23 protein-coding genes are annotated in these 21,216 nt (G+C 55.7%); 13 read left to right on the top strand and 10 right to left on the bottom strand.

The window, feature by feature from the left end:
• The first annotated feature begins 1 nt into the window (after position 1).
• The 8 genes from CKV94_RS10020 (at position 2) to CKV94_RS09985 (ending at position 8,439) form a co-directional block, all read left to right on the top strand.
• Positions 2 to 511, top strand: a complete 510-nt coding sequence (locus CKV94_RS10020; RefSeq protein ID WP_064103482.1) for a hypothetical protein — start codon at positions 2 to 4, stop codon at positions 509 to 511.
• A 92-nt stretch (positions 512 to 603) separates the two neighbouring features.
• Complete coding sequence (prfA, locus tag CKV94_RS10015; protein WP_003822264.1) at positions 604 to 1,680, top strand: peptide chain release factor 1; 1,077 nt, start codon at positions 604 to 606, stop codon at positions 1,678 to 1,680.
• 81 nt (positions 1,681 to 1,761) lie between these two features.
• Positions 1,762 to 2,469: an aspartate/glutamate racemase family protein gene (locus tag CKV94_RS10010; RefSeq protein WP_003822263.1), complete on the top strand. Its 708-nt coding sequence runs from the start codon at positions 1,762 to 1,764 to the stop codon at positions 2,467 to 2,469.
• 45 nt (positions 2,470 to 2,514) lie between these two features.
• Positions 2,515 to 3,483 carry a D-glycero-beta-D-manno-heptose-7-phosphate kinase gene (rfaE1, locus tag CKV94_RS10005; protein WP_003822262.1) on the top strand — a complete coding sequence of 323 codons (969 nt, stop codon included), beginning with the start codon at positions 2,515 to 2,517 and terminating at the stop codon, positions 3,481 to 3,483.
• Positions 3,484 to 3,743: 260 nt separating this feature from the next.
• Complete coding sequence (locus tag CKV94_RS10000) at positions 3,744 to 5,717, top strand: DNA topoisomerase IV subunit B (protein WP_003822259.1); 1,974 nt, start codon at positions 3,744 to 3,746, stop codon at positions 5,715 to 5,717.
• A 67-nt stretch (positions 5,718 to 5,784) separates the two neighbouring features.
• Positions 5,785 to 7,056 (top strand): hypothetical protein, encoded by a 1,272-nt coding sequence (locus CKV94_RS09995; RefSeq protein WP_003822257.1) that lies wholly within the window; start codon positions 5,785 to 5,787, stop codon positions 7,054 to 7,056.
• Positions 7,057 to 7,264: 208 nt separating this feature from the next.
• Positions 7,265 to 7,870, top strand: coding sequence for a glutathione S-transferase N-terminal domain-containing protein (locus tag CKV94_RS09990; protein ID WP_003822255.1), 606 nt, complete (start codon positions 7,265 to 7,267; stop codon positions 7,868 to 7,870).
• Between the two features lie 164 nt (positions 7,871 to 8,034).
• Positions 8,035 to 8,439, top strand: coding sequence for a ClpXP protease specificity-enhancing factor (locus CKV94_RS09985; RefSeq protein ID WP_003822254.1), 405 nt, complete (start codon positions 8,035 to 8,037; stop codon positions 8,437 to 8,439).
• A gap of 77 nt (positions 8,440 to 8,516) precedes the next feature.
• Here CKV94_RS09985 and CKV94_RS09980 read toward each other — a convergent pair whose 3' ends face one another.
• Genes CKV94_RS09980 through dndC form a run of 4 tightly spaced genes read right to left on the bottom strand, consistent with a single transcriptional unit; the run spans position 8,517 to position 13,534 of the window.
• The gene (locus CKV94_RS09980) at positions 8,517 to 10,136 is read right to left on the bottom strand and encodes an FtsK/SpoIIIE domain-containing protein (RefSeq protein WP_003822251.1); all 1,620 of its coding nucleotides are present in this window, start codon (positions 10,134 to 10,136) and stop codon (positions 8,517 to 8,519) included.
• A gap of 11 nt (positions 10,137 to 10,147) precedes the next feature.
• Positions 10,148 to 12,199 (bottom strand): AAA family ATPase, encoded by a 2,052-nt coding sequence (locus CKV94_RS09975; protein WP_003822250.1) that lies wholly within the window; start codon positions 12,197 to 12,199, stop codon positions 10,148 to 10,150.
• A gap of 1 nt (position 12,200) precedes the next feature.
• Positions 12,201 to 12,425, bottom strand: coding sequence for a DNA modification system-associated small protein (locus CKV94_RS09970; protein ID WP_003822248.1), 225 nt, complete (start codon positions 12,423 to 12,425; stop codon positions 12,201 to 12,203).
• A complete protein-coding gene (dndC, locus tag CKV94_RS09965) occupies positions 12,422 to 13,534 on the bottom strand; it encodes a DNA phosphorothioation system sulfurtransferase DndC (RefSeq protein ID WP_035580212.1) in 1,113 nt (370 codons plus the stop codon). The genes CKV94_RS09970 and dndC overlap by 4 nt, the downstream gene beginning before the upstream one ends.
• A 59-nt stretch (positions 13,535 to 13,593) precedes the next feature.
• Between dndC and CKV94_RS09960 the strand changes: the two genes are divergently transcribed.
• Both CKV94_RS09960 and CKV94_RS09955 read left to right on the top strand, forming a co-directional pair.
• Positions 13,594 to 13,845: a helix-turn-helix domain-containing protein gene (locus CKV94_RS09960; RefSeq protein ID WP_035580209.1), complete on the top strand. Its 252-nt coding sequence runs from the start codon at positions 13,594 to 13,596 to the stop codon at positions 13,843 to 13,845.
• Positions 13,842 to 14,318, top strand: a complete 477-nt coding sequence (locus tag CKV94_RS09955; protein ID WP_003822245.1) for a hypothetical protein — start codon at positions 13,842 to 13,844, stop codon at positions 14,316 to 14,318. The genes CKV94_RS09960 and CKV94_RS09955 overlap by 4 nt, the downstream gene beginning before the upstream one ends.
• An 86-nt stretch (positions 14,319 to 14,404) precedes the next feature.
• Here the strand turns inward: CKV94_RS09955 and ylqF are convergent, their stop codons facing one another.
• The 6 genes from ylqF to CKV94_RS09920 all read right to left on the bottom strand — a co-directional run bounded on the left by ylqF (position 14,405) and on the right by CKV94_RS09920 (position 19,648).
• Positions 14,405 to 15,334, bottom strand: a complete 930-nt coding sequence (gene ylqF, locus CKV94_RS09950; protein ID WP_003822244.1) for a ribosome biogenesis GTPase YlqF — start codon at positions 15,332 to 15,334, stop codon at positions 14,405 to 14,407.
• A 364-nt stretch (positions 15,335 to 15,698) separates the two neighbouring features.
• Positions 15,699 to 16,556, bottom strand: a complete 858-nt coding sequence (gene rapZ / locus CKV94_RS09940; RefSeq protein ID WP_035579948.1) for an RNase adapter RapZ — start codon at positions 16,554 to 16,556, stop codon at positions 15,699 to 15,701.
• Positions 16,537 to 17,499, bottom strand: a complete 963-nt coding sequence (hprK, locus tag CKV94_RS09935; protein WP_003822238.1) for an HPr(Ser) kinase/phosphatase — start codon at positions 17,497 to 17,499, stop codon at positions 16,537 to 16,539. The genes rapZ and hprK overlap by 20 nt, the downstream gene beginning before the upstream one ends.
• A gap of 14 nt (positions 17,500 to 17,513) precedes the next feature.
• Positions 17,514 to 17,960 (bottom strand): PTS IIA-like nitrogen regulatory protein PtsN, encoded by a 447-nt coding sequence (gene ptsN / locus CKV94_RS09930; protein WP_035579945.1) that lies wholly within the window; start codon positions 17,958 to 17,960, stop codon positions 17,514 to 17,516.
• Between the two features lie 101 nt (positions 17,961 to 18,061).
• A complete protein-coding gene (ubiA, locus tag CKV94_RS09925) occupies positions 18,062 to 18,886 on the bottom strand; it encodes a 4-hydroxybenzoate octaprenyltransferase (RefSeq protein ID WP_080543235.1) in 825 nt (274 codons plus the stop codon).
• Positions 18,887 to 19,138: 252 nt separating this feature from the next.
• Positions 19,139 to 19,648 (bottom strand): chorismate--pyruvate lyase family protein, encoded by a 510-nt coding sequence (locus CKV94_RS09920; RefSeq protein WP_003822235.1) that lies wholly within the window; start codon positions 19,646 to 19,648, stop codon positions 19,139 to 19,141.
• A 92-nt stretch (positions 19,649 to 19,740) separates the two neighbouring features.
• Here CKV94_RS09920 and CKV94_RS09915 point away from each other — a divergent pair, with 92 nt between their 5' ends.
• From CKV94_RS09915 to CKV94_RS09905, 3 genes are all read left to right on the top strand, one after another.
• Positions 19,741 to 20,217 carry a SixA phosphatase family protein gene (locus tag CKV94_RS09915; RefSeq protein ID WP_035579942.1) on the top strand — a complete coding sequence of 159 codons (477 nt, stop codon included), beginning with the start codon at positions 19,741 to 19,743 and terminating at the stop codon, positions 20,215 to 20,217.
• Positions 20,218 to 20,220: 3 nt separating this feature from the next.
• Positions 20,221 to 20,586 (top strand): hypothetical protein, encoded by a 366-nt coding sequence (locus CKV94_RS09910; RefSeq protein ID WP_003822233.1) that lies wholly within the window; start codon positions 20,221 to 20,223, stop codon positions 20,584 to 20,586.
• A 62-nt stretch (positions 20,587 to 20,648) separates the two neighbouring features.
• On the top strand, positions 20,649 to 21,023 hold the full coding sequence (locus CKV94_RS09905; RefSeq protein ID WP_003822232.1) for a YkvA family protein: 375 nt from the start codon (positions 20,649 to 20,651) through the stop codon (positions 21,021 to 21,023).
• Positions 21,024 to 21,216 lie beyond the last annotated feature (193 nt).

Here is a 21,216-nt window from a genome sequence, read left to right as displayed (position 1 = left end):
AATGCAGAAAACTACGCTACTTACCATTTTCGCCCTAAGCTGCCTCAGCGCAGCCGCCGGCCCCGTTTATTCCTGCGGTAACGGCAGCTACAGCAGCAAACCCGGCCCCGGCTGCCAACGTGCCGACCTGCCCACTATCGGCCGCTACAGTGCCGCCCGGCCGCGCCCCACGCCTGCGCCCGTTGCCGCCGCACCCGCTCCGCAGCGCGCCGCTGCCGCCGGCAGCCAGCAAGCCGCCGTATATCGTGCGCCCGCACCGCAGCCCGTGGCCGCAGCAGCCCCTTCCGGCCGCACCAACAGCGGCCGCCGCATGATTCTCGAGCAAGAGCTGGCCAACGAACGCCGTGCCCTGGCCACTGCACAAAGAGCCCTCACCGAAAGCCGCACCATGCCCAAAGGCGACGGTGCAGCCTACCAGGCTCACCAAGCCCGCGTCAGCAGCCTGCAAAGCGACGTGCTCGACCGCCAGCAAAACATCCAAGCCCTACAGCGCGAACTCAGCCGCATGTAGGCACGGCGGCAAACCCAGCCGCATTTGCTATAATCCTTTTCAGGTAGCCTCTATCGCTTGAGGCTACCTGAAAATTGTTTGAAAGAGCCCACATGAAACCCTCCGTTCTAGACAAACTCCAATCCCTCTCCGAGCGGCTCGAAGAAGTAACCGCCCTGCTCAGCACCCCCGAGGCCACTGTCGACATCAACCGCTTCCGCCAGCTCAACCAAGAGCATGCCGAGCTCACCCCCGTGGTAGAAGCCTACCGCCAATACCGCCAAGCCGAAAGCGACCTTGCCGACGCTGAAGACATGCTTGCCGACCCCGAAATGAAAGACTTCGCCGCCGAAGAAATCGAGGCCGCCAAAGCCAAAATCGAAACGCTGGACACCGAGCTGCAAAAACTCCTGTTGCCCAAAGACGAAGACGACGGCAAAAATATCTTCCTTGAAGTCCGTGCTGGCACCGGCGGCGATGAAGCCGCCCTGTTTGCCGCCGATTTGCTGCGCATGTACACCCGCTATGCCGAGCGCAACCGCTGGCAGGTCGAAATCGTTTCCGCCAACGAAAGCGATTTGGGCGGCTACAAAGAAGTCATCGCCCGCATCGCCGGCATCGGTGCCTACGGCCGACTCAAATTTGAAAGTGGCGGTCACCGTGTGCAGCGCGTGCCCGCCACCGAAAGCCAAGGCCGCATCCACACCTCCGCCTGCACCGTGGCCGTGATGCCCGAAGCCGACGAGCTCGAAGAAATCCAGCTCAACCCCGCCGAACTGCGCATCGACACCTTCCGCGCATCCGGCGCCGGCGGCCAACACATCAACAAAACCGACTCCGCCATCCGCATCACCCACCTGCCCACCGGCATGGTGGTGGAATGCCAAGACGGCCGCAGCCAGCACGCCAACAAAGCCCAAGCCATGAAGGTGCTCGCCGCCCGCCTGAACGACAAACAAAAGCGCGAAGCCCAGGCCAAAGAAGCCGCCGAACGCAAATCCCTCATCGGCAGCGGCGACCGCAGCGAACGCATCCGCACCTACAACTACCCGCAAGGCCGCGTTACCGACCACCGCATCAACCTCACCCTGCATAAGCTCGACTTCGTGATGGACGGCGATATGGAAGAAATCACCAACGCCCTGATTGCCGAACACCAGGCCGAACTCCTGGCCGCGATGGGCGAATAAGTTTTAACGCTGCCGGATTGCATTTTCAGGTAGCCCGTACTGCCCACAGGCTACCTGAAACCCATCCGAAAGAAAGACCGCATGAACACACTCGGCATCATCGGCGGCATGTCGCCCGAAAGTACCGCCGCCTACTACACTCAAATCAACCGCCTCATCAACCGGCAAAAAGGCGGCAACCACAGCGCGCCCATCCTGCTCGCCAGCGTTGAATTTCAAGAAATCGTGGATTGCCAGCAGCGCGGCGATTGGCACAAAGCCGGCGAAATCCTTGCCCAAGCCGCCCGTACTCTGGAGCAGGCCGGCGCAGACGCCGTCCTTCTGGCCACCAACACCATGCACAAAGTTGCCGCCCCGATACAGGCCGTCATCGGCGTGCCCTTTCTGCATATTTTAGACAGCGTGGCCGAACGCATCCGCGCACAAGGCATCCGCACCGTCGGCCTGCTCGGCACACGCTTTACCATGCAGGACGCGTTCTACCGCGAGGGTCTGGCCGCACGCGGCATCCAAGCCATCGTGCCGGATGAATGCGTGCAGGCCGAAATCCACCGCATCATTTTCGAAGAGCTCTGCGTGGGCAACTTTACCGAAAACAGCCGCCGTTTCTATGTGCAAGCCATCGAACGGCTGGCTGCCCAAGGCGCACAAGGCATCATCCTCGGCTGCACCGAAATCGGCCTGCTAGTGCGCCCCGAAGATACTGCCGCGCCGCTGTTCGACACCACGGAAATCCACGTGCAGGCCGCTGCTGAGTTCATTTTGCAGCCTGCCCAACATAGATCATGATTTTCAGGTAGCCTGCCCACCCCATTCATTAAGAGGTTAGCCATTATGCCAACATTGCCTGCCAACCTAATTTCGCTCCTACAATCCGCCCGTGTGCTGGTGGTGGGTGACACCATGCTCGACCGCTACTGGTTTGGCGAAGTGGAGCGTATTTCCCCCGAAGCCCCTGTGCCTGTGGCCAAAATCGAACGTATAGATCAGCGTGCCGGCGGCGCCGGCAACGTGGCGCGCAACATCGCGGCCCTGGGTGGGCAGACAGCCCTGTTGTCGGTGGTTGGCCAAGACGAGGCTGCCAACGAACTGGAAAAAATCGTTCAAAGCAATGGCGTACAAACCTTTTTAGAACGCGATGAAACCATCGACACCACCGTCAAACTGCGTGTGCTGTCGCGTAACCAGCAGCTTTTGCGCATTGATTTTGAAGAGAAGCCCAGCCAAGACGTGCTGGATCGGCTCAACCGCCGTTTCCGCAGCCTGCTACCGGACTACGATGCGGTTATCCTTTCCGACTACCGCAAAGGCTGCCTGTTTCAGGTAGCCGATATGATTGATTTCGCCCGCGATCACAATAAACCCGTGCTGATCGATCCCAAAGGCGACGACTACGAAAAATATGCCGGTGCCAGCCTAATCACCCCCAACCGCAACGAACTGCGCCAAGTGGTCGGCTCGTGGGAAAATGAAGCCGATCTCACTGAAAAAGCCGAAGCCCTGCGCCGCCACCTGCAATTAAACGCCATCCTGCTCACCCGCAGCGAAGAAGGCATGAGCCTGTATGAGCCCAACCACATCAGCCACCAGCCCACCCGCGCGCAGGAAGTGTTTGACGTATCCGGCGCGGGTGATACCGTTATCGCCACCGTAGGCCTCGGCCTGGCCGCCGGGCTGGATTTGCGCCAAGCCATGCACATCGCCAATGCCGCCGCCGGTGTGGTGGTGGCCAAACTCGGCACCGCCGTGTGCAGCCAGGCCGAACTGCTCGCTGCTTTGCAGCAAGATGTCGAAGCAGGCTAAAGCCCAACCCCATTCCCAACACAGGCTACCTGAAATTTTGTCCCACTCACTTTCAGGTAGCCTGTTTCTTGTAGACCAGGCACAGCTTGGATAGCCATAAAGCACCAATCCCAATATGTTAAAATATAGCTGCAGCACTTATTCCTTCCTACCGCGTTGGCTCGCCTTGCCGTACTACTCTGTACTGTCTGCGGCTCGCCGCCTGGTAGGAAAAAAATAATTGCTTCAGCTATAAGCCTAATTGAAACGTGAACACACCCATGACCAAGCAATACTCAGAAAGCAGCATCAAAGTCCTCAAAGGCCTGGAGCCGGTGAAAGAACGACCCGGCATGTACACCCGTACCGACAGCCCCACCCACATCTGCCAGGAAGCCATCGACAATGCTGCCGACGAAGCACTGGGCGGCTTCGCCAGCCGCATCGATGTGGAAATCCATGAAGACGGCTCGCTTTCCGTGTCCGACAACGGGCGCGGCATCCCCGTGGGGCTGCATCCCGAAGAAAACGTGCCCGTGGTCGAGCTGGTGTTCACCCGCCTGCATGCCGGCGGCAAATTCAATAAAACCAGCGGCGACGGCGCTTATGCCTTCTCCGGCGGCCTGCACGGCGTGGGCGTATCCGTAACCAACGCCCTCTCCCGCCGCCTCGAAGTGGCCGTGCGCCGCGAAGGGTGCGAATACCGCATCGCCTTTGTCGGCGGCGACGTGGTTGAGCCTTTGACCGAAACCGGCAAATGCCCCGCCAAAGACAGCGGCACCACCCTGCGCATCTGGCCAGATGCCCGCTACTTCGAAAGCCCCAACTACGACATCGCCGAAATCGAACGCCTGCTGCGCGCCAAAGCCGTGCTACTGCCCGGCGTAACCGTTACCCTCACCCGATGGCACAACGGCCTGCCCGAAACCCAAACCTGGCACTACCCCGACGGCCTGGAAGGCTACCTGAAAACCCTGCTGGCCGAGCAAGAAAACACCCTGCCCCTGCTTACGCTGCAAAACCACGTTTCAGGTAGCCACCACGGCGATTTTGCCGATGGCGAAGGTGTATCCTGTGCCCTCACCTGGCTGGAAGAAGGCCGCATCACCACCGAAAGCTATGTTAACCTCATCCCCACCCCCGCCGGCGGCACCCACGAAGCCGGGCTCAAACAAGCCCTGTTCAACGCCGTATCCAACTTCATCACCCACCACAACCTTTTGCCGCGCGGCGTGAAAATCCAAAGCGACGACGTATTCAACCGCGTCGCCTTCGTGCTTTCCGTGCGCATGCTCGACCCGCAATTCCAAGGTCAAACCAAAGACAAACTCACCAACCGCGACGCGCTCAAACTCGTGGCCTCCCTCGCCGGCGACCCCGTCGAACTGTGGCTCAACCAAAACCTCGAAGCCGGCAAGAAAATTGCCGAGCTCGCCATCAAACAAGCCCAAGAGCGCATGCGTTCGGTGAAGAAAATCGAAAAACGCAAGGGCAGCGGCATTTCCGTGCTGCCCGGCAAGCTCACCGACTGCGAAAGCGAAGACATCCGCGAAAACGAGCTGTTCCTGGTGGAAGGCGACTCTGCCGGCGGCTCCGCCAAACTCGCCCGCGACCGCAACACCCAAGCCATCCTGCCCCTGCGCGGCAAAGTGCTCAACAGCTTCGAAGTACACCGCGACCAACTCTTCGCCAACACCGAAATCCACGATATTTCCGTGGCCATCGGCGTAGACCCGCACGGCGAAGGCGACAGCCCCGACCTCTCCGGCCTGCGCTACGGCAAAATCGCCATCCTCTCCGATGCCGACGTCGACGGCTCGCACATCCAAGTGCTGCTACTCACCCTCTTCTACCGCCACTTCCCCGAGCTCATCCGCCGCGGCCACATCTACGTTGCCCAGCCGCCGCTGTTCCGCGTGGACGTCGCCGCCCAAGGCAGGAAAAAAACCGCCCGCAAATTCTACGCCCTCGACCAAACCGAGCTTGAAGGCATCCTGGAAAAACTGCGCAAAGAAGGCCTGCGCGAAAACCAATATTCTATCAGCCGCTTCAAAGGCCTGGGTGAAATGAATCCCGACCAGCTCAAAGACACCACCATGCACCCCGACACCCGCCGCCTGCTGCGCGTGCATATCCCTGAACACAGCAGCGAGCCCACCCACAACGTATTTGTGAAGCTCATGGGCAAGGGCGAATCTGCCCAGCGCCGCAGCTGGATGGAAGCCGAAGGCGACAAAGCCGAGCTGGATATTTAGGCTACTTTCCATTCAACTGAATCAGTCAGCCCCAACTGCCCATTCCCTTTATCCCAGGAATTGCGCGATGAAAACAAACGAAAAACCTCCGGCTACACAGATATTACTGCCTATTCTGATTTTTGCCGCCCTAGGTATGGGTTTGTGGTTTGCCTTTCCTGATCTGCGGGCATCATCCGGCGGGCATGCTCAAGAAAACAATCCTCCTATTACCGCCTCCGATACCTCTGGTATTAACTTAGAAAAAGAACCGGAATCCATTTCCGCTATCCCGCCCTTGGAAACCGAACCACCTCGAGACGACAAACAGCAGCCTGCTGCGCTCAGCAGCTATCCACTTGCCGATCATAGCTGGGGAGATACCTTCAATCCGCAGAAGTCTACGCCTTCGCAAGGCTATTTTGCCTGGTATATCAACACCAACCAGCCTAAACAGGTCATTGGCCGCGAAACGGTAAACAGCATTGCCATCAACTATCCTTTCGACCAATTCCTCAAGATTCCGTCTGAAGACTTTGGCGCCTACTGGGCCGGCCGATTGCATGTTCCGCAACGCGGTGCTTACCGCATTTCAGCAGACATCAGCTGGGCAAAAATGCGCGTGATGCTGAATCGGCACATCATTGCCGAATCAGAAAACTCAAGTGAAAACCAAATGGTATGGCTCGAGCCTGGCGACTACCTGCTCGAAGTAGAATTCATCAATAATTGGCACACTACCGGCTTCCAGCTTACTGTTGCCCCGGTAATCGAAGAGATGGATAGCTCCGACCTACCTGCCGCTGTGGCCGCCAGACAGCTGCCAGCGCGAACTGTGGCCTATGCAGTCAGTGTAAATGAGAGCAGCAACAGGAATAACAGCCTCATCCTGCAGATGCCGACCGGCAACACCCCATACATCCTGATTCTAAGTAGTTCTAATGCCGTGCAATGGGACATCCAAGGCCGTGCCCCGGAACTGGTTATCTACAACAACGCAAGCAGCGGCAGTACCGTGCACACAGCCGGCCAGGTGCCGCAAATTGCCTGGAAAAATAGGATACCTTACGATATCACCAACCAAGAAGTCTCCTCTTGCCATTGCACGGTACATGACTTCCACTGTAACAACAGCAGAACCAGCTTGAAGGAGCTTGCTGCCGACATCCGGCAGCTAACCGGTTTCCCGCTGCAAGGCTTCAGCGGCGAATACAGAACCAACTACCTGCCCATCCCGCAAACCATAGTTAATTCTGCCAGCATTGCAAACAATGCCCGCCAACTGCAAGAAATCGAACAGGCCCGCCAAGCTTGTGCCAAACGGAACAATGCCGGATTTGAAGATATGATGCAGCGCTAACCCACCGCATCCGGCAACAAAGGCTACCTGAAACATTACTTGCTTTTCAGGTAGCCTCTCCTTCCATCTCAAATTTAAATTAATCATATAAACATCATTAAGTTACACCTATTTTCTAGCCATAAAACCACCGGCAGGCTATAATACACGGCTGGCATACGCCGGCAGTCTTGCCAAGCCGGCGACACCGTTTAGGGAGAATACAGTTATGATGGTTTTATACTCAGGCATTACCTGCCCCTTCAGCCACCGCTGCCGCTTCGTGCTATACGAGAAAGGCATGGATTTCGAAATCAAAGATGTAGACATCTTCAACAAACCCGAAGATCTCTCCGTGATGAACCCCTACAACCAAGTTCCCGTATTGGTTGAACGCGACCTCATCTTGTTTGAGTCCAACATCATCAACGAATACATCGACGAACGCTTCCCACACCCGCAGCTCATGCCCGGCGACCCTGTTATGCGCGGTCGCGGCCGCCTGGTTTTATTCCGGATGGAAAAAGAGCTGTTCAGCCACGTGCAAAAACTTGAAAGCCCCGACACCTCAGCCAAAGAGCAGGCCAAAGCGCGCGAAGCCATCAGCCAAGGCCTCACCCTGCTCGCCCCCGCATTCTCCAAAAACAAATACGTGCTGGGCGACGACTTCTCCATGATCGACGTGGCCATCGCCCCCCTGCTGTGGCGACTCGACCACTACGGCATCAAACTGGGCAAATCTGCCGCGCCCATCCTGAAATACGCCGAGCGCATTTTCCAACGCGAATCCTTTATCGCCGCGCTCACCGCCGCCGAAAAAGCCATGCGCCGCTAAGCATATAGGCCGTTTGTTTGGAAACCGCTTCCGCGTTGTCTAAACAAGCGGCTTTTAGCTGAAATCATGATTTTTCATTCTAGGCGGCTATCCAACGCCGTAGGAAGTGAAGTATTTTAGCGATATGCTTTCAGGTAGCCTTTCGCCACACAGGAATCTTGCCCATGAATCCCACCCTTAAACCCTACCTCATCCGCGCCTTGCACGAATGGTGCAGCGACCAAGGCCACACTCCCTATATCCAAGTATGGGTAAACGAACATACCCGCGTGCCCATGCAGTTTGTGAAAGACAACCAAATTATCCTCAATATCGGCGCCACCGCCTGCGCCGGCCTGCACATCGATAACGACTGGGTCAACTTCACCGCCCGCTTCGGCGGCGTGGCGCACGAGATTTGGATTCCGGTCGGCCACATCGGCGCCATCTATGCCCGCGAAACCGGCGAAGGCATGAACTTTGATATCACACCCTACGAACCCAGCACCCCGCCCCAACCCGAAGCGGGAAACAGCGGCAAAGACAGCAAACCCGCCGGCAAACACAAAGGCCTGAAGCTGGTGAAATAACCCTTGGCACAACCAAAACAAAGGCTACCTGAAAAGCAGTTTGTATGCTTTCAGGTAGCCTCTTAATATCTCTTTAACTACACATTATACCCGTGTAAAAACTGTGCTGCGCCACCATTCCATTTGACTAAGTGGTCACCTTTACTGGTTAAATACTCCGCTCCGCCTTCGCCTAAAATCATGCGTGAAGAGCCAGGTTTAACAACGCGCAATGCAATCCGACTGGGCAAATTGGCAAGTAGTTTGGACGAGAATGTTTGCGAATTGGGTTCTTGCGTTACTAAAAGCATATGAATGCCGGTTTTTGCACCTTCTTGAAGCATTTGGATAATCGGTTTTTCGGCATTTTTGTCTGTGTCCAACAAGGCCGCCAATTCCTCCAGCAAAACAATGAGGAGTTTTGGCCGATATTCTTCGGGCAGATGCTGTATTTTTTCAGCATCGTGTTCACGCAAAAGTGCCAACCGCCCGTTCATTTCATCTACAAGGTTTTCCAGCAAAGACAAAAACCGACTGCGTTCCCCGTGTATTTCGCTCTGCCACAGGTTGGGTGCGGTTTTGAATACGGAATAGTTGGCAGCAGGATCAAATATCGCCGCTTCAAAACTATCCTGACGGTTGAGCTCAAAAAGGCTTTTCATGATGGATGAAACCAGCACGGATTTGCCCATCCTCGTCGTGCCACCCACCAATATATGCGGCGCTTCATATAAATCGGCAAAAACAGCCTTGCCGTCCTCATCAGCACCGATACAACACGGTATCAGGAAATCGCCGCGATATTGTTTCAGTGCCGATTCAAAATCATTCTTTTCCAGTTTGTGCCAGGTATTTTCATGGCGGAGTATTTTGATTTCATGGGCGTGCGGTAGTCCCGCATACTGTTCCGTGCGTACGGTGCTGCTGTCTTTGGGAATTCCCATTGCCGAACAAAATCTGTCGTATAGTTTGTCCCAGTCGGCATAGTCGGTAAATTGGATGAGATAGCTATCGTAGCGCACACCCTGTCCCAAAAATGTTATGGTTTTCACTCCTTTGCCCATACCCTGCAATGCGGCAACGATTTTCTCGCCCATTTCCCGATTGGCGGCGGGAGAGGATCTCAAATCGATGCCGTTTGAAACAGGATTTGGGGAGTGCAGACTGCCTGAAACGGCCGGGGCAGCACCGTCTGAACCACTGCCCCTGTGTTGCGCCGCCAGGCCGGCCAGTTCGTCAAAGAATATCTTTTTGGCTTCCACGATGCTGCCGTCGCAGTAGTCCAAGGCTTTCCGGTAACGCCCTTCCAACAGTTTCGCGCCGTTGTGCCACGCCAGTTGGATATAGGCAAACAAGTGTTTTTTGGTGAATTTCCGTTCTGGCGCTTCGTCAAACATGCGCTGGCTGATGTAGGCTAGCCAAAATTTTTCTTCGCCTTTTTTGCCGTTTTGATTAAAGCAGGTGTTGAACGATGCGATTTCCAAACCACCGTCCATGCCGGGTTTCTGTTCCCAATCTTTGATATTTTTGGTTTTGGCAAAGCAGAAGGCGATGCACAGCCGTGCCCATTCATGGTTCTGCATTTTAGGCAGCACGCCGTCGCTTTCGAGCCGTTTCAGAATTTTGGCCGCTTCGCCGCTGGATTTGATGTGGGTGTTTTCAGTCAACGTTACCCAGTATTTGTCATTGCAGATTTTGTCGTCGTCCAATTCGTACATGGCGTTTCCCTTTATTCAAAATAGGCGTGCGGGGTAACGGTGGCACGTTTTCCGCCACCTTGCAGGCTTTGCGAACGGATAAGGTAGCTTTTGCCGATACGCCCCTGTGCGTTGAGCTTTTGATAGGCTTCGGATCCGATTTCGGCACTTTGCACCAGAATAATCACTTGGCGGTTCAAATTCATCCAGTATTGCACCAGATTGTTGCAATGGCGCGTGTCCAACGATGTGAGCGGGGTATCGACCACGAAGGGGACTTGGTAGTCGGTGATTTCGGCCAGCGCGGCAATCAGGGTCAGCACCAGTATTTTCTTTTCTCCGTGCGAAAGCGGCTGGAAGTTGATGGCCGTGCCGTTTTGGCTGTACAGAGACAGGCTGCCGTCTTCGCCGATTTCGATGTCGCCGATTTGTTTGTCATGGGCGATTTTCTTGTGCAGGCTGCTTACGGTTTTACGAAATGCGTCCAGTTTGCTGCGGCGCAGTTGCACGGCCAAGTCGTCTATCATGCGGCACACGGCTTCGGCGCGTTCGGCTTTTTGCTGTTTGGGCAGGCTGTCTATCAGTGCCTGTTGCAGGGTTTCCCAGTCGGTTTTCAAGCGGTTGGCTTCGGTTTGGCTGCGCTCGATGCTGTTTTGCGCACCACCGAGTTTTTGGTTAGCTTCGGCCAGCTCTTTCTGAACGCGCTCCAATTCTTCGCGCAGACGGTCGGAATCGGCAAGGCTGTCTTCCTGCTGTTCATAGCGGCGTTTCAGCTCGGCCAGTTTGGTTTCCTGACGGTTTTTCTCTTTGTTCAGGCTGCCGAGGTCGTTGTCGGGCGATGTGATGCGGGCAATGTTGTCGGAGGCCGCCTGAAAGCCTGCATCGTCCAAGTAATTGTGCTGCATGGGGTCAGACGCATCTGGCGGCAGTTTGTCGAACAGAACGTTCCATGATTCGTTCAGAGCACGTTTGAGCAGTTCGTCTTTCAGGATTTTCGGCGTCAGTAGTTCCAGCGTGTTGGGATTGGTGGAAAACGCCTGCCAGAATTCTTCCAACCGGTGCGCGTTCTGCTCTTTGCCCTGCTCGTGCAGCAGGCGGCGGTAATCACCGTGAAGCTGCGTTTTCAGGGCGGCGATATCGCTTTCAGGTAGCAGGGCAAGCGGCAAGGCCAACAAGGCTGCCTGAATGCTTTGGTTCAGTCGGGCGGTTTCGGCTTCACACTGTTCGATTTGGGCAATCAGCTCTTTGGAATGCTGCGTGCTGCCCGCGCCCCGCAACCGCGTCTGCAAATTGTCCTGCCTGGCTTCAGCTTCCTGCTTCTGCCGCTGCCACTGTTGCAGGGTTTCGGTGTGGCGCGCCAATTCTTCGGAGGCCGTCTGAAAACGGCGTTCGGCTTCGGCAAGCTGCTCTTTCTGCCGGCCACCCGCCTTTTCGCTGTATAGTTCCTGCCCGTATTTCTTCACGTCTGCCTGCAAGGCTTTAAGCAGGTCGATGCCTAAAAGTTTGTTCAGCGCACCGCTCATCCAGCCGCCTGCGCCGAACTGTTTGGCGATATTGACTAGCTGTTCCCCGTCAAAAAAGAAAAACGTGGAATATTCGGACGGCAGGCCGTAATCTTCTAAATAATCTTGGATTTCTTCGCCCGAAACGGGTTGCAGGCTGCCTTTGTCGGACGAATACAGCATCAGTTCGTTATGTTCTTCCCGATAACGGCCGTGATGGTCGAAATGCCATTTGCGGACGATGCGGATGCCCTGTTCGTCGAATGCGCCGGTTTTCATTAAATCCATTTCCAGCACCATTTCGTAGGATCTGGCCATTTGGGTGGCGGCCTCCTTGTACAGCGACTGGCTGATGAAGTCATGGTATTTGAATTTGCTGTCACCCAGTCCGGCGCGTTGGAAATTGGCAATCGCGTCTTTGTCGTACAGGCACAGGTAAATCGCTTCCAGCAGCGTGGTTTTGCCGTGCCCGTTTTCCGCCCCGACCAAAATCAGGTTTCGCCCTTTTTCTGGCGGGGGAAATTCAAATTCGGCTTCGGCGTAGGATTTGAAATTTTTCAGTTTTATCCGTTTGATATACACCTTATTTCCCCCATAAATCCTGTTGTTCGAAGATTTTGTCCAGCTTCTGCTTCATGCCGCCGTATTTGTCACCCTTGCGCCGCACCTGGCGCGCCCAAGCAAGAAGTTCCGCCGCCGCTTCTATTTTGATATTGTGTTTTTTGGCGGCCGCTTCCAGCAAATAGCGCGCGTCGGGGTCGCGCCACAGCAGCAGGTCGGCAATTTGTGCTTTGGTTTCCGGGTTCATCGTCTGTCTCCTTGTTTCAAAATATCTTCCGTCCAAATCTGCTTGATTAGGTCGATTTCTTCCTGCGAAATCAGTTCTTCGCCGAAAGCAGCCTGCACGTCCAGCAGCTTCGCCAGCATTTCCTGCCGCGCCGTGATGGTGAACGGGCCGGGGATGTGTTTTCCGCCTTTGAACGTGAGTTTTCCGTTGCGCCGTTCGGCCTGGCGGTATTCGGGTTTGTTGCGGATGTCCACCAGCCAGTCGCGGTATTCGATTAACGGTGTGAATTCAGTTTTCCCCGCATCCACAAAACCTTGCAGGCTTTTGTCCTTATTGACCACCGTGCACGTCCAGCAGCCGAAGCGGCTGGAATTGGTGCCGCAACCGGGGGCTTCTTCCTGCGACAGCACAATCGGGCATTCGCCGCCGGCGGCTTCGCGGTAGAGCTTGATTAAACCGTTGTGCGTGCCGCCCCAGGGCGGGTCGTTGGCAGCAAGGAATTCCCACACGTCGTCGGTACTCAAATCGGCAATTGGTCGGTACACCAACGCATTTTTCAGATCGCTGTGCGGAGTCAGGTTGCTGTTTTCCAAGTTTTGGTGGTTTTCGATACTGGCCTTTCGGGTGACGGATTCGTCTTTACGCACACCCAGCACGATGATGGCTTTGCCATTTTCGTTTACTTTTTGCAGGATGTAGCCGCTAGTAGGCTGAATTTTCAGGCGATCGGTACACCAGCGCATTGAGCGGTTAGGCGTGGGGTAGCCTTTGCCTATGAGTAGAGTCCAAAAGGTGTCCTGCAATTTCGGCACGGTAATTTCGCCGCTAACGGGCAGCCTGAAAATTTCAGCGGCGCGCAGGATTTCTGCCAAAGATTGGCGCATGTGTTTCACCACCAGCGGACTTTCCACCAGCGTGTCGTTGGACACGAAAAATACCTGCCGCATCCGAAGCATCGGCGGCAGCGAAAGCAGCATGTCAAACACCAAATGGGCGACAAGGGTACTGTCCTTGCCGCCTGAAAAGGTAACAATCCAAGGGTAGTGCTGTGTTTCGCTCAAATATTCTTCAGTGATATTTTGGCGTATAGCCTCAAACGGATCAGCTGTATTTATGGGGATAACCTTCATACATTTTCTCATTTGCACCGAAAACAGGTGCATCCATGATTGTACCTAAAATCGGTGCAATGAAGAACATCCGGCTGTCGGTTCATTCCAAGGAACATACGAAATTGCGACAGCTCCTTATCCGGCGACGCCTGGATTTGGGGTTGTCACAACGTGCGTTGGCGGAACGGATGGATGTGGTGCATTCGTTCGTAGGAAAAGTGGAAACAGGTGACAGACGGATGGATATATTTGAATTTATCGAATACTGTCGGGCTTTGGATTGGGATGCATCAGAGGTAGTTCGGGGTTTGCAGGAGGGCTCGGTATGATAGATTTACCGGTCTTGTTGAAATATGCAGAACAACTCCGAGGGTTGCATACCAGTTTTACTTATGCGCAAAATCAGTCACCGCACAAATTTATTTTGCTGTACAGCCTGTGTCTTCTATATGCATCAGGTAGCTTGAGAACAGAGCAGATTAAATTTTCTGACGGATTGTTAATTGAATGGCAGATGGTGTTTCGGAAACAATGGCAGCTGTGGGTAGCGAATGACTACCATCAGGAAAAATTCGATATGCCGCTTTACCATATGAAGACCGAGCCGTTTTGGCATTTCCACATCAAACCCGATATGGCGGACATATTTGAACAAAAGAATCGCATGAAGACTTTATCCAGCCTGCGTCAAACCGTTTCAGGTGTAGAGCTTGATTTGCCGCTCGCGCGGCTGCTGCTACAACCCGAAACGCGCCTGGTACTGCAGGATGTATTATTGGCAAGGTTGTTTGAGATTCTGTAGCAACATGGTAAAGCGATAAACAAAGAAAACAAAGGCTACCTGAAAAGCAGCTTGTATGCTTTCAGGTAGCCTTTGGCATATATCGCCTATTTACCCTTACGCCGTTCAGCCTGCCGCTCGGCACGTTTGGCTTGTAGGCGGGCTTCTTCTTCGCGGGCGGCAGCAAGCCAGATTTGCCATTGCTCAGGGGTTTCGAGGGTAATGCGGCCGATTTGGCCGTCGCGGAAATCGGTGAGGGTGTTTTCGGCGGCTTTTTGGTAGTTGATGCGGCCACCGCCAAGCAGGGCACCGCGCCGGCGGCCGATCCATTCGAGCCAGTCGGTGTCTTGCCAGCTTTGGCTTTCTTCCGGGTCGGCTTGGTAGCGCGCTTGCAGCTGGGGCAGGTAGTGCTGGCGCAGATAGTTGAGCAGCTCGAGGGCGACGGTTTCTTCATCCAGCGCATTGCGGCCTACAGCGCCGCTGGCGGCGAGGTTGTAGCCGCTTTGCGGAACGATGATTTTCGGCCAAAGCATGCCAGGAGTGTCGTAGAGCCAGAAGTCATCGGCAAGCAGCAAGCGCTGTTCGGTTTTGGTGATGCCGGGTTCGTTGCCGGTTTTGGCGGATTTTTTGCCGATCATGCCGTTGATCAGGGTGGATTTACCTACGTTCGGGATGCCGCAGATGAGCACGCGCAGGGGGCGGTCGATGCCTTGCCTATGAGGAACCAGCGCGCGGCAGGCAGCGGTGATTTTTTGGGCGGCCTGGCGTTCGGAAGCATCAAGGGCCAAGGCGCTGGTGTTGGGCCGGTTTTGCAGTTCGGTCAGCCACACGCGGGTGAGCTCGGGATCGGCAAGGTCTTGTTTGTTCAGCAAGTAGAGCTTGGGCTTGCCGCGTGATAGCTGGGCCAGCAGGGGATTTTGGCTGGAGGCGGGCAGGCGGGCATCCAGCATTTCGATGACCATATCGGTGCTTTTCAGCCGCTCGATGAGGGCTTTTTTGGTTTTGTGCATATGGCCGGGAAACCATTGGATGCTCATGATGTTTTCTTTCTATTGGTTTCAGGTAGCCTTTGGCGGAGAAGGCTACCTGAAAATGTTGGGGATACAGGTTGGCGGTGTTGAAACTGATTTTTTTAGCGCTGCAGAACCCTGCCTGCCTTCCTTCGGAAGTCTCAGTTCGCTCCGCAGAAACTCATCCTCCTTCGGAAGCATCGTTTTAGCTCCACAGAAACTCGTCCTCCTTCAGAATTCCGTTTTAGCTCCGCAGAAACTCGCCCTCCTTCGGAAGCCCGTTTTAGCTTCGCAGAAACTCGCCCTCCTTTGGAGACCTCGTTTTCAGGTAGCCTGTGGTGTTGAGGTTACCTGAAACTCAAACTTCAACCAAAGCAAATATGCTTGGCACTCACGCGCGGTGGGCGGCGGTGGCGGGAAGCTGGCGGTGGCGCACCCACACGGGGTAGTCACGCAGGCGTTCGGCCACGGCTTCGGCCACGAATACGGAGCGGTGCTGACCGCCGGCGCAGCCGATGCCGACCACGAGCATGTGTACGCGGGTTTGGCGGGCATATTCGGATAGCCAGCGGTTTAGGTAGCCGCTGATGTCGGCTACCATCTGCTGCACGATTTTAAATTGGGCGAAATAGGCGCGCACGGCTTCGTCTCGGCCGGTGAGTTCGCGCAAGTTTTCATCGTAATACGGGTTGGGCAAGGCACGGGTGTCAAACAGGAAATCCAAATCCAACGGTGCGCCGTATTTGAAGCCGAATGATTCGATCACCACCTGCAAACCGCCGTGGCTGAGAGCTAACCACTCCTGGATGCGGAATTTCAAATCGCCGATGCTGTCGTGGGAGTTGTTGATGCAAAAAGCGAAACTCTGCCACGGTTGGAGCATTTGCCGCTCGGCGGCTATGCTTTCGGCCAAGGTAAGGGTGGTGGCTGCGAGGGGATGGCGGCGGCCGTGGCGGTCGAGCCGGCGGATAAGGGTAGCGGTGTCGGCATCAAGAAACAACAAGCGCAGTGGGTGGCCTTGGCGGCGGATGGCACGCAGGCAGTTTTGGATGGTGTCTTGGGGATACAGCAGGCGGATATCGAGGCTGATGGCCAGCTTGCTGATTTTACTGGCAGCAGATTGAGCCACCAATTGTGGCAGGAGCGCGGGCGGAATATTGTCCACGCAAGTGAAGCCCATATCACCGAGCAGTTTTAAGGCAACTGTTTTTCCCGAGCCGGTCAGCCCGCTAATCAGCACTATCCTCATGGCTGCGTTCGTCTTCCCTCAGCATGGCGGTATGGCGTTCTAAAAATTCTTTGGTACTGTCTTTGCCACGCGCCTGCAGAATATAGTTGCGCACCGCTGCTTCCACCAGCACGGCGAGGTTGCGGCCAACGGCCACCGGCAGCGTCACCGAGCGTACGGCCACGTTGAGGATGGTTTCGGTTTCGCTCTGGATGGAAAGGCGGTCGAGCGTTTTCATGTAGTTGTCGTCGGCCAGCGTCAGGTTGATGATGAGTTTAAGCTGCTTGGAGGGCAGCACGGCGGTTTCGCCGAAAATGGTGCGGATATTGAGCACGCCCAGGCCGCGCACTTCGAGAAAATCACGCAATACGGCCGGGCAGCGCCCTTCTAGCGTTTCCGGACCGGTGCGGTAGAGTTCCACCGCGTCGTCGGCCACCAAGCCGTGTCCGCGCGAAATCAGCTCCAAGGCCAACTCACTCTTGCCCAAGCCGGACGCGCCCATCAGCAGCACGCCGATTTCAAACACGTCCAAAAACACGCCGTGCTTCACAGTGGAGGCGGCCAGCACGCGCTGCAGGTAAATCCGCAGCACGTCCATCAAAAACGGGCTTTCGGTTTTGGAGGTGAGCAGCGGCACGTTATGGGTGTGGCAATAATCGCGCAGCATGAAAGGCACGGGCAGATCGTTGGCCACAATCACCAGGGCGATGCTCAAATCGAAGAGTTCGTCCAGACTCGCCTTCACTTCCCCGGCGGCCATCTTATCTAAATAAGCCACTTCGGCCACGCCCAACACCTGCACTTGGTTGGGATGGATAAAATTCAAATGCCCCACCAGCGCCAACACAGGTTTGTCGGCATCCACGCTGATGCGGTTGTCTGCGCCCGCCGTGCCGGCCGACCAAGCCAAACTCAACTTGGCCTGGTTGTCTTGATAGAGCTTGCGCACGGAGATGCTGGGCATGGGCGTCCTGTTGGTTATGCGGTGAGGATGCGGTGGGCGGCTTCAGCGCTTTCGGCAACCAAAAGCTGCTCGCGCACGGCTTTATCTGAAAGCTTGATGGCCAAGGCAGATAGCACTTCTAAATGCTCGCCGGAAGCATTTTCCGGCACCAGCAGCACAAACACCAGCGATACCGGCTCACCGTCGGGCGCATCAAAATCCACGGCTTCTTTCAAGCGGATAAACGCGCCGGTGGCCGCTTGCACTTCGGCATGCCGGCCATGCGGGATGGCCACGCCGTGCCCCAGCGCGGTGGTGCCGAGCTTTTCGCGCGCAAACAGGCATTCAAACACAGCGGCGCGGCTCAGGCCGGATTCGCTTTCCAGCAGCAGGCCGGCTTCTTCAAACAGGCGTTTTTTGCTGCTCACTTCCAAATCCAGCACAATATGCGATACGGGCAGGATATTGCCGATCAGGCTCATGGTTACTTCTCTTGCGTAAAAATTCATTAAGGATAGGATTGTACCTGTGCCGCCGCCGAAGGGCAATTTTGTGCCCGGCGGCCAGCTTTCAGGTAGCCTAATCAGCCGCCGCTGTAATGCGCCAGCAAGCCGAGCCATAAAGCCCAGCCGATGCGGTTGTTGGATAAGAACACTTTAAAACAGGCTTCCCGGTTGCGGCTGCGGATGGCACGGTATTGGCCGAATTGGTGCCATACTGCGTACACCAGTGCGAGCCAATACGGCCAGCGGGCGTGAATGGTGCAGCCGGCAGCGGCCATCAGCAACACAAACAGTGCGTGGCACAACATGGCGGCTTCAGCATCGCGGCGACCGAAAGTGATGGCCGAGGTTTGAATGCCGATTTTCAGGTCGTCTTCCTTATCGGCCATGGCGTAGATGGTGTCGTAAGCCAGCGTCCAGCAGGCATTGGCGGCAAACAGCAGCCAAGCCAGCGGCGGCACATGGTTTTGCACGGCAGCAAAGGCCATCGGAATGCCGAAGGAAAAAGCCAGCCCCAAATACAGCTGCGGCAACGGGAAAAAGCGTTTGGTGAAGGGATAGCTCAAGGCCAGAAACAGCGCGGGCAAGCTCATCAGCTTGGTAAGCGCATTCAACGGCAGCAGGCATAGGCAGGCAGCGGCACACAACGCCAACAGCAAAAGCATCGCCTCTCGCGTGCTCACTTTGCCGGTGGCAAACGGGCGACTTTTGGTGCGCGCCACCGCACCGTCGAAATTGCGGTCGGCAAAATCATTGACCACGCAGCCGGCACTGCGCATCAGAAAGGTGCCTAGCACAAAGGCAAACAAGATGCCGAAATCGGGCAGCCCACCGGCAGCCATCCACAGCGCCCACAGGGTGGGCCACAGCAAAAGCAGCGTGCCGATGGGCTTGTCGGCGCGCATCAGTTGCAGGTACACGGCCAGACGCTCGGCTTGCTTCGGGGAGAGGAAAGAAAGAAAAGGCACGGGAGTTCTCGGGGTGTGGTTTCAGGTAGCCTCGAGGCTGCGGCAAAGGCTACCTGAAAAAGAGTGTTACACAATAAAACAGCCTGGTGGAAGCTGATGGTTTAGGCTACCTGAAAATTATCGCTTTCAGGTAGCCTGCATGTGGTGGCAAGAGGCTACCTGAAATACTGTCTGCTGCAAAATACCGCCCTACTCTTCTAAAAACCTTGCCAGCTCGGGCATAAACCCTTCTGTCAGCACCATCTTTTCGCCGTTCAAATCGAATGCCGAACGGCGCAGGCAAACGGCTCGGGCGGCTTGTTCTTGTTGCGCGGACGGCACGGCGGCGAAGGCGAGCGGGCTGCGTTCGGCGGCCAGGCGGCCATCAAACAGGCGTTTGCCCAAAGGCTGCGTGCCGCAAGCTAGGATGCTTGGCCACGCCCCCGCTAAAGGGCACACGCTGCGCGCCCACACCACCGGCGTATCATTCAGCAGCAGCCACACCTGGCGCACATGAAACGCATTGCTCCCCACCTCTTCGCCCGGCCATCGTTGCGCCCTTTCACCCTGAAAGGCTACCTGAACGCGAAAATCTGCGCCGGTGGCCTGCAAGGCCAGGGTGAGCGAGGTTGCCTGTATCAGGCGGCGCAGAGCGGCGGAAACGGTGGGCGGTTCGGGCTGCCAAATCAGCGGCGGCAGGGTGTGTGGAAAGGCTGTCATTTGTTTGTGTTATTGAAACCATGCTTTTCAGGTAGCCTCTGCGGCTGCCAAGCATTAAGATGCGAATTGTATCAGAGAATAAGGAAGGCAAGATGAACCTGATTTTATGGCGGCACGCCGAAGCTGAAGATGGCGTACCCGATTTAGAACGCGGCCTCACCGACAAAGGCCGGCGGCAGGCCGATGCGGCTGCCCGGTGGCTGCGGCCGTATCTGAACGACCAAGTAGACGTGTGGGCTTCGCAAGCATTGCGCAGTCAGCAAACTGCCGAAGCGCTCGGCCTGCCCTATGCCGTGAAACCCGAGCTTAATCCGATTAACCACGTGGAAGAGCTGCCCGCGCTGATTGCCGCGCATAAAGGGTCGGATTATTTGATACTGGTGGGGCACCAGCCCTGGCTGGGGCAATTTTGCAGCTATCTGCTCAACGGCGGCTGGCTGGCCGGACAATATTGGACGGTGAAAAAATCCGGTATTTGGTGGTTTGGTGTGAAAAGCGGTGAAGGCGGCAGGCTCTACGCCAAGCTGAAAGCCGCCATGACCCCGCAGCTGCTATTGCCGGAAGATTAAAAGATGCTCAACAAAGCCGAGATTGAGGAAAAAATCTTCTCTATTGATGCAGAGGTATGTACCCATGCCATTTTAGAGATGGTTTTTAACGCCGATCGCGAAGAAGTGGATTGGGTTTCCGACTATTTGGTAAAACTGAGCGAAAATACCAACCCGACCGTGAGCGGCCTGGCTTTAACCTGTTTCGGGCATTTGGCTAGGCTACACGGATATATGGGCGACCACAGGCGGGTTGTTGCGCTATTGGAGGCTTTCCGAAACTCGCCCGTAAGCGAATTGCGGGGCAGGGCTGAAGATGCGTTAGAGGATATTGAAATTTTTTGTAGCAAGCCGCAAACGCATTGCTCCGAACCGACATCCGGAACATAAATCCACTTGAAACCTGTCGCTGCCGCGCCCATTTGTGCCCCATCCAATGCAAGGAGTTTGCTATGAATCAAGACAACCCTGTCCGCCCCGAAGATTTCGTGCCGGAATTCCGCCGTCGCCGTTTTGAGCCGGACGGCTTTTTGCGCAAACTGCGCCGTTTCGCGTTGCGGCTGGGGCGGCCGGTGGTGGAACAGCTGTATGCGCTGTATTTCCTGTTTCAATCGCCCGCCGTGCCCAAACGCGCCAAGCTGATTATCGTGGGCGCGCTGGTGTATTTCGTCAGCCCCATAGACAGCATCCCCGACCTGCTCGGCCCGCTGGGCTTCAGCGACGACATTGCCGTGGTCACGCTGGTATACGCACAAATGAAGGATTATCTGACAGAGGAAATCAAAATCCGCGCCCGTGCCGCGGCGGAACGATTAGTGCGGAAATAGGCTTGCCTATACCCGGAAAGGCTACCTGAAAACCCGATTGAGTATTTTCAGGTAGCCTTTCTCATACTCGGGCTACCTGAAACTTTGAAACGCATAAACCGCATCACATAAATGCAAACAAGCCATCCACGCTCCATGCTGTGACCCAACAATGAAGGCTACCTGAAACTCCATCATCTGTTTTTTCAGGTAG

Source organism: Eikenella corrodens, from assembly GCF_900187105.1.
Taxonomy (GTDB): domain Bacteria; phylum Pseudomonadota; class Gammaproteobacteria; order Burkholderiales; family Neisseriaceae; genus Eikenella; species Eikenella corrodens.
The sequence above is the reverse complement of the archived record's forward strand: the minus strand, read 5'-3'. Positions and strand labels throughout refer to the sequence as shown.

Bases quoted from the DNA above. Each gene is read 5' to 3' on its own strand.
- CKV94_RS10020 (WP_064103482.1), top strand. From the start codon at position 2: ATGCAGAAAACTACGCTACTTACCATTTTCGCCCTAAGCTGCCTCAGC.
- CKV94_RS09995 (WP_003822257.1), top strand. From the start codon at position 5,785: ATGAAAACAAACGAAAAACCTCCGGCTACACAGATATTACTGCCTATT.
- CKV94_RS09970 (WP_003822248.1), bottom strand. From the start codon at position 12,425: ATGAACCCGGAAACCAAAGCACAAATTGCCGACCTGCTGCTGTGGCGC.
- CKV94_RS09905 (WP_003822232.1), top strand. From the start codon at position 20,649: ATGAATCAAGACAACCCTGTCCGCCCCGAAGATTTCGTGCCGGAATTC.
- CKV94_RS10010 (WP_003822263.1), top strand. From the start codon at position 1,762: ATGAACACACTCGGCATCATCGGCGGCATGTCGCCCGAAAGTACCGCC.
- hprK (WP_003822238.1), bottom strand. From the start codon at position 17,499: ATGCCCAGCATCTCCGTGCGCAAGCTCTATCAAGACAACCAGGCCAAG.
- CKV94_RS09955 (WP_003822245.1), top strand. From the start codon at position 13,842: ATGATAGATTTACCGGTCTTGTTGAAATATGCAGAACAACTCCGAGGG.
- rapZ (WP_035579948.1), bottom strand. From the start codon at position 16,556: ATGAGGATAGTGCTGATTAGCGGGCTGACCGGCTCGGGAAAAACAGTT.
- ptsN (WP_035579945.1), bottom strand. From the start codon at position 17,960: ATGAGCCTGATCGGCAATATCCTGCCCGTATCGCATATTGTGCTGGAT.
- CKV94_RS09985 (WP_003822254.1), top strand. From the start codon at position 8,035: ATGAATCCCACCCTTAAACCCTACCTCATCCGCGCCTTGCACGAATGG.
- prfA (WP_003822264.1), top strand. From the start codon at position 604: ATGAAACCCTCCGTTCTAGACAAACTCCAATCCCTCTCCGAGCGGCTC.
- CKV94_RS09990 (WP_003822255.1), top strand. From the start codon at position 7,265: ATGATGGTTTTATACTCAGGCATTACCTGCCCCTTCAGCCACCGCTGC.
- dndC (WP_035580212.1), bottom strand. From the start codon at position 13,534: ATGAAGGTTATCCCCATAAATACAGCTGATCCGTTTGAGGCTATACGC.
- CKV94_RS09960 (WP_035580209.1), top strand. From the start codon at position 13,594: ATGAAGAACATCCGGCTGTCGGTTCATTCCAAGGAACATACGAAATTG.
- CKV94_RS10000 (WP_003822259.1), top strand. From the start codon at position 3,744: ATGACCAAGCAATACTCAGAAAGCAGCATCAAAGTCCTCAAAGGCCTG.
- CKV94_RS09915 (WP_035579942.1), top strand. From the start codon at position 19,741: ATGAACCTGATTTTATGGCGGCACGCCGAAGCTGAAGATGGCGTACCC.
- CKV94_RS09980 (WP_003822251.1), bottom strand. From the start codon at position 10,136: ATGTACGAATTGGACGACGACAAAATCTGCAATGACAAATACTGGGTA.
- rfaE1 (WP_003822262.1), top strand. From the start codon at position 2,515: ATGCCAACATTGCCTGCCAACCTAATTTCGCTCCTACAATCCGCCCGT.
- ylqF (WP_003822244.1), bottom strand. From the start codon at position 15,334: ATGAGCATCCAATGGTTTCCCGGCCATATGCACAAAACCAAAAAAGCC.
- CKV94_RS09910 (WP_003822233.1), top strand. From the start codon at position 20,221: ATGCTCAACAAAGCCGAGATTGAGGAAAAAATCTTCTCTATTGATGCA.
- ubiA (WP_080543235.1), bottom strand. From the start codon at position 18,886: ATGCGCGCCGACAAGCCCATCGGCACGCTGCTTTTGCTGTGGCCCACC.
- CKV94_RS09920 (WP_003822235.1), bottom strand. From the start codon at position 19,648: ATGACAGCCTTTCCACACACCCTGCCGCCGCTGATTTGGCAGCCCGAA.